Here is a 12,755-nt window from a genome sequence, read left to right as displayed (position 1 = left end):
GTCAGTATTTAAAATATGGCAAAACGAGCTAACAAGGTCATAAAAGATAAACTAAATAACTCTAACAAAAACTTAGGAGTTGAGACTACTTTCCCAACCCCTTTTTATTTACTTGATAAAACAACAATTGCTAAGGCAATCGCAAGCCAAAAGAAGACTAAAATGGCTGTAAAACGCTGCATAAAAGCTTCAAAACCTCGAGCCTTTGTACGCTCAAATAAAGCTTCTGATCCACTATTATCAAAAACATTGCTGCTAGGATTCTTTTGAGGCTGCATAAAAATAGCAATTACCAAGATAAAGGATAACACTAGCAATGCTGTTACTAAAAAGTTGTACATGTCCTTACTTCCTCCACTATAATCTTAGTCATTTTAACATATTTCAGCTTAGGATTCAATATGCAAGGTCACCTTTCTTTCCTTAGGACAATATTTAGGAACCTGAATTTTTTCTGGATGATTTTTCTTATTTTTACTAGTCAAATAATTTTTACTGCCACAATGTGAACATTGCAGATTAATCTTGATACGCACTAAATTTCCCTAACTTTCAAATATTTTCTAAAATTAACAAGACTCCATATAAAATTGAAAAGAACAATTGCTCCTGTAGCATAAAAGACCCAGCGATAACCCCAGCCTGCTGCTACAGTCGATCCTACAAAAGGACCCAATACCTGACCAAAGTTGGTAAACATCTGATTGTAGCTAAAGATTCTAGAGATACCTTCCTTAGGTGTTAGTTTTGTTAATAGAGCATTAACACTTGGCATGAGGGCTCCAGTACCAAAACCAAAAAGAAAGCGCCAAATTCCTAATTGCAGAGGTGTTTTTGACTGAGCAAGAATCAAATAAATAATACCACAATAAAAAAGACCTGCTAATAACATACGGTGATTGCCAATTTTATCACCTAATTTCCCAAATCTTGAACTGGAAATAATGCTGGAAAAGCCCATAGCAGACACAATTAAGCCCGCAATTAACATCAGATTGTCCCTTTGCCCTAGATATCTAATATAAAGTGCCAGAATAGGGGCAACAGACTGAGCTGAAATTTGAATAATCATACTGGTAACAAAAAGCCCCAATAGTATTTGCCGATCTTTAATTTGAGCAAAGAGTTCTTTAGTAGATAAGATATCTTTCTTAGATACAGGTCGGAAATCTTCCTGAATAAAAAAAGTTGTCAGCAGCATTACCAATAAAAGCAAAGTGCCAACCAAGAGAAAGACATTGCGAATACCTAAAAATTCAGCAAGCATACCGCCCATAAGAGGACCAATTAGACTGCCAGCAATAACACCAGTAGCCAAAGTTCCAAGAGCAGAACCTGATTCATTTTTAGGAGCCTGAGAAGCAATAAGTGCATTGGCATTTGGCACATAACCCGCAAACATCCCATTAAGCAAACGTAAAAAAAGCAGCCCATAGACATCCGTCACAAAAGCTAGACCGCCCATGGTAAAAGTCATGACAAGACTAGCTCGAATCATCATGGGCTTGCGTCCATAACGGTCTGCCAAACGTCCCCAAACAGGTGCAAAAAGAGCAGAAGCTAAGGCTGAAATTGACACTGCAAGGCCTGCATAAAGCTTGACCAAGTCACCTTTTACGCCTAATTCCTCAACAAATAAAGCCATAAAAGGCATGACAAGTGAAAAGCTTGCTCCAGTAAAAAAGCTACCGAACCAAGCTATCAAAAGGTTTTTCTTCCAATTAACTGTTGTTATAATACGATCATCTTCCTTCTAAAATACCACATGTCATTATAACATAATTTAAGAAACCTGATGTTTTAATCTTCTGTTTAACGAGACAAAATAAAAAATGGCATAAGTAACTTTTAAAATGTCTTCAATACCATAACCTGCTTCCTCATGCAGACGAGCGCGGTCATTCCAGTTATGACGGTTGTCATCAAAGTAAATGTCATTCATTTTGCAACCTCCTCAGTTGACTGTCCACTTGCATTTTAGTATTTTCAACTGTTTTATTATTATCAATTATTTGATCGGCATAAACTTTTTTGGACTGCAAGGGCATTTGGCTGGCAAGGCGCTGCTGCGCTTCTTCTTGCGAATAACCATTTCGCTGCTTCAACCGCTTAATTTGTGTCTCTGGGCTTACCGCTATTAACCAGATCTCATCAAACCAGTCCCTATAGTTCTGCTCAATCAAAAGCGGAATATCCATAAAGAAAATTGCCTCTGTTTTAGCTAGCTGGTCTCGTCTAGTCTCCAACTCCTGTCTGATAATAGCATTTTGTAGCTGAGAAGATTTGGCTAAATTGTCTGGACTGGAAAAAATGAATTGGGACAATTTCGGACGATTGAGTTCGCCTGCTTCATTGAGAATAGCTGTGCCCAGCCAGTTGACCAAGGCCTGATAAAGCCTACCACCATTAGCCTGTAAATCATGCACGACTTGGTCAGCATCAATAACTTGATAACCCTTTTGCCTGAGATAATTTGTAATCGTTGACTTACCAGAAGCGATACCGCCTGTAATCCCAATAATTTTTGTCATTGTTTTTGGCAGGACGGGCAAAAATGCGTCCCTCTCCCTCCTACTTTAATTTTCTCAATAGGCGTGGCACAGCGAGCACAAGGCTGATCTGTCTTTCCATAAACTTGTAAGCAATCCTGCATACTGCCATCTTCACCCAAGCTATTCTTATAGCTACGAATAGTCGAGCCTCCCTTTTCAATAGCCAGTTGCAGAATACGGATGGTTTCATCATGAATCCGTTTGATTTCTGATGTTTTCAGTTGACTGGCTAGCCGTTCTGGATCGACTTTTGCTGCCCAGAGCACTTCGTCCACATAAATATTGCCAAGTCCAGCCACTAAATGCTGATCCAAAAGTAGTGTTTTGATGACCTTGTGTGATTTGGCCAGTCCTTCTTCAAAAGGCTTGAGTTTAAAATCTTTGGCATTTGGCTCAGGACCAATTTTTTTCTGAACAAAATAAGCTTCAACCTGACTTTTAGGCAATAATTCAAAAGTACCAAATTTGCGGACATCCTGATAGACCAAGGTTGACCCACCATCCAGACCAAAGAAAAGATGAAAATGCTTATTGTCCGGTACCTCATCTTCAAAAAGCAAATACTTTCCTTCCATGCGCAGATGAGAAATAATGGTCTGCCTGTTGAGATTTAAAAGAAGATATTTGCCACGACGGCCAATACTTTCAAAGGTTTGTCCTAAAATGTCCAGCTGAAAATCTTCTACACCCGTTTTGACCATTTTGGGCACACGAACCTCTACCGATACAATTTTTTTGCCAACAATCAAATGCTCTAAGCCACGCCTGACTGTTTCAACCTCTGGTAATTCTGGCATGATTGCTCCCTTTTCTAAACGTCCTTACCGCTCTGCTATTTTTCAAAAAACTAATCCTTTAAACCAAGCAAACGACGAGCATAAATAGCTTGTCCTGAGTGCATAGCAGCATCATCAATGATGGAAACCAAGCGTACACCACGCGTCACAGCTGGTGTCCAAGAATCATCTACAATATCATCTAGACATTCTGGATTAAGTGATTTCAGGTAAAGAATGGCAAAATCTGTAGCATCATTGAGATAATCTAAAACATCATCTAAGTGATCGACCTTAATTTTTTGAGCTTGCTCTAAGCTGTGATCCCAACCGTCTTCTGTTTCTGCCACTTCAAAAGGAAAATACTCTTTAAAACCTTGACTGTCCCAGATGGACTCCTGCCCTGCCAAAGCTGAAATCTGCAAATCCAATTCACGCGCTGTATGCCATGCTAGCCAAGTCAGTGATTTTATCTGCGGTGCAGTATCAGCAACTGGGAAACAATTAGCTTGCTCTACTGTCACTCCTTTAAACATACGCCAAAAACGTTCTCTAACCCGATTGAGACTATCAATTAACATATCTAAATAGTCCATTTTAAGACCTCCTTATAGCATTTCGTTATTCATTTATATTGGTACCAGCACACTCAAAATAAGATTCGAAATGGCGTGACCTCGTTTTTCACTCTTGCTTTAATGTCCCAATGCAAAGCTGTCATCAAAATACTCAGCCAACATCAGGCGATGCTTGTCACTAACCGATTCCAGCTCCGCTATTTCTTCCTCAGAAAAGAAACGCAGGCGCAAGGTTTCTTCATTGTGAAAATCAGAAATATCAAAGTCATTTAGCGCCTTAAACTCATAAATCATGACAATAGTCTGCACCTCATCACCATTAGGATAGACTTCCTCAAAATGGCTATAAACATTAAGAAAGCGCACAGCCTCCACCTTGATACCTGTTTCTTCAAAAAATTCCCGTTTAGCTGTGTCAAGCGTAGATTCGCCCAGCTCCATTGCACCGCCCGGAATAGCCCAAGTCTTCTTATCTCCGCGCAGTTGCAAAAGCACACGCCCGTCTTTGTCTGCTAAAATCCCGCCAGCAAAAGTCAAGATAACCTTGTCATGACCGACTTTTGAGCGGATGTAGGAAATATAGTCCATAATTAAAATTCCTTCAATTTATCTGGAAAGACATTAGCTTGATCTCAATACTCCTTCTTATTATACCCAAAATCGGCTAAGTCTAGTTTCTTATCGCGCCAGTTTTTCTTGACCTTGACCCATGTTTCGAGGTAGACTTTGTCACCTAGCATGAGTTCGATGTCACGACGAGCCATTTGGCCTATCTTTTTAAGCATAGCACCCCTTTTACCGATGATAATGCCCTTTTGACTGTCACGCTCCACCATAATGGTCGCACGAATATGTATCTTATGCGTTTCCTCATCACGCGCCATTGAGTCAATAACCACAGCTACCGAATGAGGAATTTCTTCACGCGTCAGCAACAAAACTTTTTCCCGAATCATTTCAGATACCAAAAAGCGCTCTGGATGATCCGTGATTTGATCAGCTGGAAAATATTGAAAACCTTCTTCTAGATGATCTACCAAAAGATCTACCAGATGACTGACATTATTGCCTTGCAAGGCAGAAATGGGGATAATTTCTTGAAAATCCATTTGATTTCTAAAATCATCAATCTGTTCGAGTAATTGATCCGGATGAACCTTATCAATCTTATTGATAACCAAAATAACAGGTACCTTGGCCGCTTTAAGACGCTCTATAATCATATTGTCGCCTTTACCCCGCTTTTCATCAGCAGGTACCATAAAAAGAACTGTGTCCACTTCACGCAGGGTTGAATAGGCAGACTCAACCATAAAATCACCTAAGGCAGTTTTCGGTTTATGAATACCAGGCGTATCAATAAAAACAATTTGCTCTTTATCTGTGGTATAAATTCCCATAATTTTATTACGGGTTGTTTGTGCCTTATCAGACATGATAGCAATTTTTTGCCCCATGACATGATTTAAAAAGGTCGATTTCCCAACATTGGGACGACCTAAAATAGCTACAAATCCTGATTTAAATGACATGATGTCTCCTCTATCTATTTTTAATGAAAAAGCAGAAACCAAATTTTTGGTACAAAAATAATCAACCCCGTCAAAGCAGCAAAACCTGAAATGACAAGAACAGCTCCTGCAGCCATATCCTTAGCATTTTTAGCCAACATGGAAAAATGATAGTCACTGGCCAAATCAACCACATTTTCAATAGCCGAATTGACAATTTCAAAGGTAATAACCAAAAAAATACTTAATAAAAGAAAAAGCCACTCAATGACTGATACTTTAAAAACCAAACCAGCAATAATAGCTAAAAGAGCTGACACTGCATGTTTTTTCATATTACGCTCTTCTTTAAAAGCCGTAAAAATCCCCGTTAAAGCGAATTCAAGGCTGGAAGTTAAAGTTCTATTTTTCCATTTCTTTTGGCTTTGCTTATTATCTCTTAAGTCCATAGGCATCTAATATCTCTTCCTGTAAGCTAAACATCTCTTTTTCTTCTTGGGGAGTGTAGTGGTCATAACCATTGATATGTAAAAAGCCATGTACTGCCAAAAAACCCATCTCACGCTCAAATGAGTGACCATATTCTTGCGCCTGCTCGCGAGCTTTATCGACAGAAATAAATAATTCACCAATATAAGCATCAAATTCAGTTAATACCTCGGCTAAATCTGGATCGTCGGCCAACTCTTCCTCATCAAAAGAAAGGGAGCTTTCTGGTTTGTATTCTAGACTGATAACATCAGTAGGACGATTAGTATCACGATACTTGAGATTCAGTTCATGGCTGCGCTCATTGGTCACAAAAGTAACCGCCATTTCTTTGTCTTCTTTCCCTGTTTTTTGTGCTGCGAATTCCAAAATATCCAAAGTTTGGTTTTTTATTTCCTCAGAAACCTGATTCGTCTCATCAATCATTTCAATATACATGGTCATCTTCTTTCGACTATTAATAACTTAATTATACCATAAAAGCAGTTGCTTTCTAAAGAAAAGAGAAGTTACAACCAACACTTCTCATATCAGCGATATTATAAAAAGACAAGGAAACGTTCCCTGTCTTTAACATCATTCGAAGTCACTTTATTTTTCTTTCTCAATTCTAGCGTTGATAGTTAGTCGTACATAGCGATTACTGGATCTGTCAGTAAATCTTTATTCTCCCAGCTCCTCCACTAAAATCATCTCTTTAGCTCTTTCATAGGGAAATAACAAGGCTGCTTATTTCATCCACTACTTCTGATACAGAGTTGATAAGAAAACGACTATCATAGATACCACTGACAATTTTGCCCCGATAGCAAAGAATATATTCGATGTATCCGTTTGATTTCTAACGGACATCAGTTGACTCCTCATAAGCATTGATGATTTCAGCAACCACTGGATGTCGGACAACGTCTTTAGCAGAAAGATAGACGAAATCGATCTGTTTAATATCCTTTAGTTTTTCTGAAGCATCAACCAAGCCTGATTTGACATTTTTAGGCAAATCAATCTGACTAATATCACCATTGACAATCATCTTGGAATTAAAGCCAAGACGAGTCAAAAACATCTTCATCTGCATGATGGTAGTATTCTGCGCTTCATCCAGAATGACAAAAGCATCGTCCAAAGTTCGACCGCGCATATAAGCCAAAGGTGCAATTTCAATAATCTCACGCTCCATGAGACGACTGGTTTGCTCTTTCCCCAGAATCTGATAGAGAGCATCATAAACAGGACGCAGATAGGGATCAACTTTTTCCTTAAGATCTCCTGGTAAGAAACCAAGACTTTCACCCGCCTCCACTGCAGGACGTGTTAGAATAATGCGTTTGACTTGTCCACGTTTAAGGGCAGTGATAGCTAGGGTAACTGCTAAAAATGTTTTCCCCGTTCCTGCAGGACCAATACCAAAAACGATATCATGGCTTTTGACGCTATCAACATAGACCTTTTGACCTAGCGTTTTAACGCGAATGGGTTTACCATAAGAATCCTTGATAATTTCTTCTTCGTAAAGTGCCACAAATTTATCAATATTGCCATTTTGCGCCATCGAAAGTGCTGTCACAACATCAGAAGTATTGACAATCATTCCCCGTCCGACCAGAACTAACAACGCTTTGATGGTCAGGCGAGCTAATTCAATGGCTTCCTCAGTCTCACCTAAAATCTGGACGCGCTCTGTCCTGGCATGAATGACAACACCAAGATTCTCCTCAATTAATTTTAAATGCCGCTCATTAGAACCAAATAAATTGACCATATCATCTGGATGAACCAAGGCCACTTCAACAGAATACTCTTGCAAATTTTACTCCTTTTTCACCTTTGTATGCTTTTCATTATACCAAAAAATCACGCTAAACGCGTGACTTTAATGTGCCAAATAATCTTCCCAAATCCTGTCAAATTCGCTAAGATTAAAAGAAAAACTAGCTTCATCTTCTAAATAGCGACTGACCCTTTCAAAACTATCCGTGTGTTTCGGAAAAGTCGTATCTTCAAAGACCAAATCCGCCAAAATAGCTACAGGATCGTGACTCTTAGGGTGCCTTTGTGTCATTAGCCAAGTATAAAATGATTTTCTCATGACCAGTTCTCCTTTAAAAAGTGATGGCGAATAGCAGAGCTTCTCGCATAGCGTTCAGGATTTTTCCGATAGAAAGCCTGATGGTCATTTTCTGCTTCGTAAAATGGCTGCGCTGCTTCAATCGTAGTCACGATCGGTCTGTTAAAATGACCTGAAGCCTGCAAATTAGCCTTGGACTGCTCCGCTATTTTCCGCTGTTGCTCATCAAAATAAAAGATAACAGGACGATAGTTATCCCCACGATCTTCAAATTGTCCAAAAGCATCGGTTGGATCGGTCTGCCGCCAATAGATTTCAACAAGGTCTGCATAAGAAATTTTGCTTTCATCAAAGATAATTTCGACAGCTTCCGTATGTCCAGTCATTTTTGAGCAAACTTGTTCATAAGTCGGATTAACCACATGTCCTCCTGTATAGCCTGATCGGACAGACAAAATACCATCTTGTTCTTCAAAAGGCTGTACCATACACCAAAAACAGCCCCCTGCAAAAATCGCACGTTCCATAAGATACCTCACATCAGAAATAATAGTTTTATTGTACCAAAAAATCCCAGAAAATCTGAGATTTTTTCTTAGTTGTCAATCAATTCTGTTCCGTTAATATCTTGTTTCACTTTCCTAGCTTTCATTAAGCCTCCCAAGGCTTTTTTAAATTGACCTTTAGAAATCCCAAAAGTTGCTTTGATATCAGCAGGGGTTGACTTATCATTGAGTGTCATAAACCCACCATTGTTTTCTAAATAGGTCAAAATCATCTGTGCATCATTTTCCAGCATTTCAAAGGAACGCGGTTTTAAGGATAAATTGAGTGTCCGATCTACTTTACGAAAACCAATAACACGCGCATCAACAACTTGTCCCAAACGTGGTTCGGCATAGCGTTCACTTGGATGAATGAAGCCCAGCATATTATTTTCTGGTAGATAAACAAAAGTTCCTGTCAACTTAAGACGGTAAACAATAGCAGGCCAAGTCTGATTTTGCATATTATCATAGGCTGGTCCAGCTAATTTTTGAAAAACGTCTGGTTCAGCTGGAATAGCCCAAATACGATCTTTCTTATCAATTTCTAGATGAACATAAAGTTTATCCCCTTTTTTAGGCCACAATTCTTTTAATTCTGGCAAAACATCCAAAGAAACAACAAACTGCTTATCTGGCAAGCCAACATCAAGAAAAACACCCAGATCCCGTCGCACCCCAGCTACTGTACCCCAACCATATGTGGTACGTGTTGTTTCTATATTAGCAGTTGTCAAGCGTGCTTTTTGATGCATGTCTGTATAGACAAAGCCCTTGATCATATCACCAATCTTGTGCTGACCTTCTTTTTTATCCAAAGCAAAGGTTAGACCATCCTTCTGGATAAAATAGGAATTAGCATTTTCATCTGTCACCATCCCAGTGATGACTGTTGCAAGCAATGAATTCATAATAAGATTCAAGTTTTAAAAATGAAAAAGAGATGATTTGCATGTCTGCAAAACGAGATATGACTTTCTTGTTTCAAATCATTTTTCAATTTTTAACCCCTGTTTAATTCCTTTCCTTTACATTTACAAAAAGGGAGTGGATCTGCCACACCCTTCTCTTCTGCCCTTTATTTTAATGAGACGACAAGATCTATCTATAAATATCTTATCCTAATGCGACTGGCAAAAACTTCTAAGCTTAAATCTTAAACTTCAAGAAGTTCCTTTTCTTTATTTGCCGTCATGCTATCAATATGCTTAACAGCTTCATCTGTAACTTTTTGAATATCTTTCTCAAGAGATTTCAATTCATCTTCTGTGATTTCTTTAATCTTTTCCTGCTTTTTAGCTTCATCCATGGCATCACGACGAATATTACGGATAGCAACCTTCGCATTTTCACCAACTTTTTTTACTTCCTTAGCCAGCTCTTTGCGTGTTTCTTCAGTCAAGGCTGGAATAACCAAACGAATAACAGAACCGTCATTAGCCGGATTAATCCCAATATCAGAAGCATTGATAGCATGTTCAATATCTTTTAATGATGATTTATCAAATGGTGAAACCAAAAGAACGCGTGCTTCTGGAACAGTGATTGAAGCTAGTTGATTGAGAGGAGTTGGTACGCCATAATATTCTACTTCAATCCGGTCTAAAAGACTTGCATTGGCACGGCCAGCACGAATACTGCCGAATTCACGCGCGAGGGACTGGTGTGATTGTTCAAATCTTTCTTTTGCTTTTTCTACAATAGCATTTGCCATTTTTAATATTCTCCTTATATTAAGATACTAAGGCGTAAGCGACACAAAGCAAAATAGGATGTTCAACGAAGAGTCTCAGAACTCTAGGAGAAGCTATCTTTTTGCACAGTGTCGTAGCCGTGTTCAATTATTAAGATACTAAGGTGTAAGCGACACAAAGCAAAATAGAGGTTCAATGAAGAGTCTCAGGACTCTAGCAGAAGCTATCTTTTTGCACAATGTCGTAGCCGTGTTCAATTATTAAGATACTAAGAGCTTTAAGAAAGCGAGAAGAAAATAGGAGACTAACGCTGTGCGCTGGCGCACAAGGCAGTCTATCTTTTTCTCGACGCTTTTAGCCTGTGTTCAATTATTCTGAATCAGAAATTCTGCTGGTTACAGTTGTCCCAATTTGTTCGCCTAAAATAACACGTCTAATGTTTCCTGATTCATTCAGATTGAAAACAACTAAGTCAATGTCATTGTCCATTGACAGTGAGCTGGCCGTTGAATCCATAATCTTCAGTCCGCGTTTGAGAACTTCCATATGGGTCAACTCATTAAATTTGATAGCATCGGCATTTTTACGAGGATCATCGTTATAAACGCCGTCAACGCCATTTTTGGCCATCAAAATAGCATCTGCTTCAATTTCCGCTGCGCGAAGAGCAGATGTTGTATCGGTTGAGAAGTAAGGGGAACCAACACCTGCAGCAAAGATAACAATACGACCCTTTTGAAGGTGACGCAGTGCCCGTCCGCGAATATATGGCTCTGCAACTTGCTGCATAGCAATTGCTGTCTGAACACGCGTGTCTACTCCTGCATGCTGGAGAGCGTCTGCCATAACAAGAGCATTCATAACTGTTCCCAGCATCCCAGTATAATCAGCCTGAACACGATCCATACCTGCCTTAGAAGCAGGCTCGCCTCTCCAAAGATTGCCGCCACCGATAACAAGAGCAATTTCAATGCCTGAGTCATGAACTTCCTTGATCTCCTGAGCAATAGTTTGAACAGTTGGAATGTCAATACCAACTCCTTTTTCGCCAGCTAAAGCCTCACCAGAGAGCTTAATCAATACACGACTATATTTAGGTTTTACCATTATCTATACTCCTTACTTTATCCCTAATATTTTATCATACTTCCATTAAAATTTATAGTCTCTTTTTCTTTTTAAAAAAATGTATTAGTTCATAACGACTCAAGTTAAAAATAATTTTTTTATACCTAAAATAAAAGAACAGCTAAATGCCGTTCTTTTTCACTACTATTTATTTAAAATGAATTTGCATCAACCTTGATACCAGGACCTTGAGTAGTTGTCAGTACAAGGTTTGTTATGTAAGTACCTTTTGCAGTAGCAGGTTTTGCTTTAGCAATAACGTCATTGAAAGCTTTGAAGTTTTCAACTAGTTTATCTGCATCAAATGATACTTTACCGATGATAGCCTGTACATTACCAGCTTTGTCGGCACGGTAAGTGATTTTACCGCCTTTAGATTCTTCGACTGCCTTGGCAACATCCATAGTTACTGTTCCCGTTTTAGGATTTGGCATGAGGTTACGCGGACCAAGAACACGTCCAAGGCGACCAACGATTGCCATCATATCAGGTGTTGCAATAACAACATCAAAATCTAGCCAACCGCCGTTAATTTTTTGAACAAGATCATCTTCACCAACGAAGTCTGCGCCAGCTTCTTTAGCTTCTTCAGCTTTAGCGCCGCGGGCAAAAACAAGAACACGTTGCGTTTTACCAGTACCATTTGGCAATACCATGGCACCACGGATTTGTTGGTCAGCTTTTTTAACATCAATGTTAAGGTTGTAAGCAACTTCTACAGTTGCATCAAATTTTGCGAAATTAGTTTCTTTTGCAAGTGCTACAGCTTCTTCTACACTGTACGCTTTTGTACTGTCGATTTTTTCAAGAGCAGCACGTAATTGTTTGCTTTTTTTAGCCATTTTATCTTCTCCTTGTAATGTGGTCATATCGATTTTCATCTCCCACGTCACTCGTCACATATGATCAAGTATTGCGGGTAAATAGGACAGGTTACTCTTAGTCAGTAACAGTGAATCCCATAGAACGAGCAGTACCTTCGATCATACGCATTGCAGACTCAAGGTTTGCAGCGTTCAAATCTGGCATTTTTGTTTCAGCGATTTCTTGTACTTGTGCACGCGTTACTGAAGCAACTTTAGTTTTGTTTGGTTCACCAGAACCCTTGTCAACACCTGCAGCTTTTTTCAAAAGAACAGCAGCTGGCGGTGTTTTTGTGACGAAATCAAATGATTTATCTTCATAAACTGAGATAACAACTGGGATAATCATACCAGCTTGATCAGCTGTACGAGCATTGAATTCTTTTGTGAATCCCATGATGTTAATTCCTGCTTGACCAAGTGCTGGTCCAACTGGTGGCGCTGGTGTTGCTTTACCAGCAGGAATTTGAAGTTTTACGATATTTTCGACTTTTTTAGCCATTATAAAATCCTCCTATTGTGGTTCTTTCGGTAATTAACAGATTTTTACC

Annotated in this window: 19 protein-coding genes; all 19 read right to left on the bottom strand. The window is 39.1% G+C overall.

Going from position 1 to position 12,755, the window contains the following annotated elements:
- Positions 1–104 precede the first annotated feature (104 nt).
- A complete protein-coding gene (gene secG, locus FNL60_RS02955; protein WP_002264960.1) occupies positions 105–341 on the bottom strand; it encodes a preprotein translocase subunit SecG in 237 nt (78 codons plus the stop codon).
- A 48-nt stretch (positions 342–389) separates the two neighbouring features.
- Positions 390–536, bottom strand: a complete 147-nt coding sequence (gene rpmG, locus FNL60_RS02950) for a 50S ribosomal protein L33 (RefSeq protein WP_002262780.1) — start codon at positions 534–536, stop codon at positions 390–392.
- A complete protein-coding gene (locus tag FNL60_RS02945; protein WP_002262779.1) occupies positions 536–1,705 on the bottom strand; it encodes a multidrug efflux MFS transporter in 1,170 nt (389 codons plus the stop codon). The genes rpmG and FNL60_RS02945 overlap by 1 nt, the downstream gene beginning before the upstream one ends.
- A gap of 78 nt (positions 1,706–1,783) precedes the next feature.
- Positions 1,784–1,942 carry a hypothetical protein gene (locus FNL60_RS10355; protein WP_002273678.1) on the bottom strand — a complete coding sequence of 53 codons (159 nt, stop codon included), beginning with the start codon at positions 1,940–1,942 and terminating at the stop codon, positions 1,784–1,786.
- A complete protein-coding gene (coaE, locus tag FNL60_RS02940; protein WP_002312006.1) occupies positions 1,935–2,531 on the bottom strand; it encodes a dephospho-CoA kinase in 597 nt (198 codons plus the stop codon). Before coaE ends, FNL60_RS10355 begins: the two co-directional genes overlap by 8 nt.
- Positions 2,528–3,349, bottom strand: coding sequence for a DNA-formamidopyrimidine glycosylase (gene mutM, locus FNL60_RS02935; protein WP_002275513.1), 822 nt, complete (start codon positions 3,347–3,349; stop codon positions 2,528–2,530). Before mutM ends, coaE begins: the two co-directional genes overlap by 4 nt.
- 50 nt (positions 3,350–3,399) lie before the next feature.
- The gene (locus FNL60_RS02930) at positions 3,400–3,924 is read right to left on the bottom strand and encodes a DinB family protein (RefSeq protein WP_002262775.1); all 525 of its coding nucleotides are present in this window, start codon (positions 3,922–3,924) and stop codon (positions 3,400–3,402) included.
- Between the two features lie 99 nt (positions 3,925–4,023).
- The gene (locus FNL60_RS02925; protein ID WP_002266615.1) at positions 4,024–4,494 is read right to left on the bottom strand and encodes an NUDIX hydrolase; all 471 of its coding nucleotides are present in this window, start codon (positions 4,492–4,494) and stop codon (positions 4,024–4,026) included.
- A 44-nt stretch (positions 4,495–4,538) separates the two neighbouring features.
- Positions 4,539–5,438: a GTPase Era gene (gene era / locus FNL60_RS02920; RefSeq protein WP_002280317.1), complete on the bottom strand. Its 900-nt coding sequence runs from the start codon at positions 5,436–5,438 to the stop codon at positions 4,539–4,541.
- A 20-nt stretch (positions 5,439–5,458) separates the two neighbouring features.
- The gene (dagK, locus tag FNL60_RS02915; protein ID WP_002280318.1) at positions 5,459–5,866 is read right to left on the bottom strand and encodes a diacylglycerol kinase; all 408 of its coding nucleotides are present in this window, start codon (positions 5,864–5,866) and stop codon (positions 5,459–5,461) included.
- Positions 5,850–6,344, bottom strand: coding sequence for an rRNA maturation RNase YbeY (ybeY, locus tag FNL60_RS02910; protein WP_002280319.1), 495 nt, complete (start codon positions 6,342–6,344; stop codon positions 5,850–5,852). The genes dagK and ybeY overlap by 17 nt, the downstream gene beginning before the upstream one ends.
- 403 nt (positions 6,345–6,747) lie before the next feature.
- A complete protein-coding gene (locus FNL60_RS02905; protein WP_002262770.1) occupies positions 6,748–7,713 on the bottom strand; it encodes a PhoH family protein in 966 nt (321 codons plus the stop codon).
- Between the two features lie 66 nt (positions 7,714–7,779).
- A complete protein-coding gene (locus FNL60_RS02900; RefSeq protein WP_002262769.1) occupies positions 7,780–7,995 on the bottom strand; it encodes a YozE family protein in 216 nt (71 codons plus the stop codon).
- Positions 7,992–8,501 (bottom strand): peptide-methionine (S)-S-oxide reductase MsrA, encoded by a 510-nt coding sequence (gene msrA / locus FNL60_RS02895; RefSeq protein ID WP_002264952.1) that lies wholly within the window; start codon positions 8,499–8,501, stop codon positions 7,992–7,994. The genes FNL60_RS02900 and msrA overlap by 4 nt, the downstream gene beginning before the upstream one ends.
- Positions 8,502–8,569: 68 nt before the next feature.
- Complete coding sequence (locus FNL60_RS02890) at positions 8,570–9,430, bottom strand: CvfB family protein (RefSeq protein WP_002266610.1); 861 nt, start codon at positions 9,428–9,430, stop codon at positions 8,570–8,572.
- A 245-nt stretch (positions 9,431–9,675) separates the two neighbouring features.
- Positions 9,676–10,233 carry a ribosome recycling factor gene (gene frr, locus FNL60_RS02885; RefSeq protein ID WP_002262766.1) on the bottom strand — a complete coding sequence of 186 codons (558 nt, stop codon included), beginning with the start codon at positions 10,231–10,233 and terminating at the stop codon, positions 9,676–9,678.
- A gap of 349 nt (positions 10,234–10,582) precedes the next feature.
- Positions 10,583–11,320, bottom strand: a complete 738-nt coding sequence (gene pyrH / locus FNL60_RS02880) for a UMP kinase (RefSeq protein WP_002265266.1) — start codon at positions 11,318–11,320, stop codon at positions 10,583–10,585.
- A gap of 173 nt (positions 11,321–11,493) precedes the next feature.
- Positions 11,494–12,183, bottom strand: coding sequence for a 50S ribosomal protein L1 (rplA, locus tag FNL60_RS02875; protein WP_002263606.1), 690 nt, complete (start codon positions 12,181–12,183; stop codon positions 11,494–11,496).
- A gap of 97 nt (positions 12,184–12,280) precedes the next feature.
- The gene (gene rplK, locus FNL60_RS02870) at positions 12,281–12,706 is read right to left on the bottom strand and encodes a 50S ribosomal protein L11 (RefSeq protein ID WP_002263607.1); all 426 of its coding nucleotides are present in this window, start codon (positions 12,704–12,706) and stop codon (positions 12,281–12,283) included.
- Between the last annotated feature and the right edge of the window lie 49 nt (positions 12,707–12,755).

This window comes from Streptococcus mutans, from assembly GCF_006739205.1.
GTDB lineage: Bacteria > Bacillota > Bacilli > Lactobacillales > Streptococcaceae > Streptococcus > Streptococcus mutans.
This window is presented reverse-complemented; position numbering and strand designations above follow the sequence as displayed.

Coding starts and splice junctions, on each gene's coding strand:
- coaE (WP_002312006.1), bottom strand. CDS start 2,531: ATGACAAAAATTATTGGGATTACAGGCGGTATCGCTTCTGGTAAGTCA.
- FNL60_RS02930 (WP_002262775.1), bottom strand. CDS start 3,924: ATGGACTATTTAGATATGTTAATTGATAGTCTCAATCGGGTTAGAGAA.
- msrA (WP_002264952.1), bottom strand. CDS start 8,501: ATGGAACGTGCGATTTTTGCAGGGGGCTGTTTTTGGTGTATGGTACAG.
- rplA (WP_002263606.1), bottom strand. CDS start 12,183: ATGGCTAAAAAAAGCAAACAATTACGTGCTGCTCTTGAAAAAATCGAC.
- mutM (WP_002275513.1), bottom strand. CDS start 3,349: ATGCCAGAATTACCAGAGGTTGAAACAGTCAGGCGTGGCTTAGAGCAT.
- dagK (WP_002280318.1), bottom strand. CDS start 5,866: ATGGACTTAAGAGATAATAAGCAAAGCCAAAAGAAATGGAAAAATAGA.
- pyrH (WP_002265266.1), bottom strand. CDS start 11,320: ATGGTAAAACCTAAATATAGTCGTGTATTGATTAAGCTCTCTGGTGAG.
- rplK (WP_002263607.1), bottom strand. CDS start 12,706: ATGGCTAAAAAAGTCGAAAATATCGTAAAACTTCAAATTCCTGCTGGT.
- FNL60_RS10355 (WP_002273678.1), bottom strand. CDS start 1,942: ATGAATGACATTTACTTTGATGACAACCGTCATAACTGGAATGACCGC.
- frr (WP_002262766.1), bottom strand. CDS start 10,233: ATGGCAAATGCTATTGTAGAAAAAGCAAAAGAAAGATTTGAACAATCA.
- era (WP_002280317.1), bottom strand. CDS start 5,438: ATGTCATTTAAATCAGGATTTGTAGCTATTTTAGGTCGTCCCAATGTT.
- FNL60_RS02890 (WP_002266610.1), bottom strand. CDS start 9,430: ATGAATTCATTGCTTGCAACAGTCATCACTGGGATGGTGACAGATGAA.
- secG (WP_002264960.1), bottom strand. CDS start 341: ATGTACAACTTTTTAGTAACAGCATTGCTAGTGTTATCCTTTATCTTG.
- FNL60_RS02900 (WP_002262769.1), bottom strand. CDS start 7,995: ATGAGAAAATCATTTTATACTTGGCTAATGACACAAAGGCACCCTAAG.
- ybeY (WP_002280319.1), bottom strand. CDS start 6,344: ATGTATATTGAAATGATTGATGAGACGAATCAGGTTTCTGAGGAAATA.
- FNL60_RS02925 (WP_002266615.1), bottom strand. CDS start 4,494: ATGGACTATATTTCCTACATCCGCTCAAAAGTCGGTCATGACAAGGTT.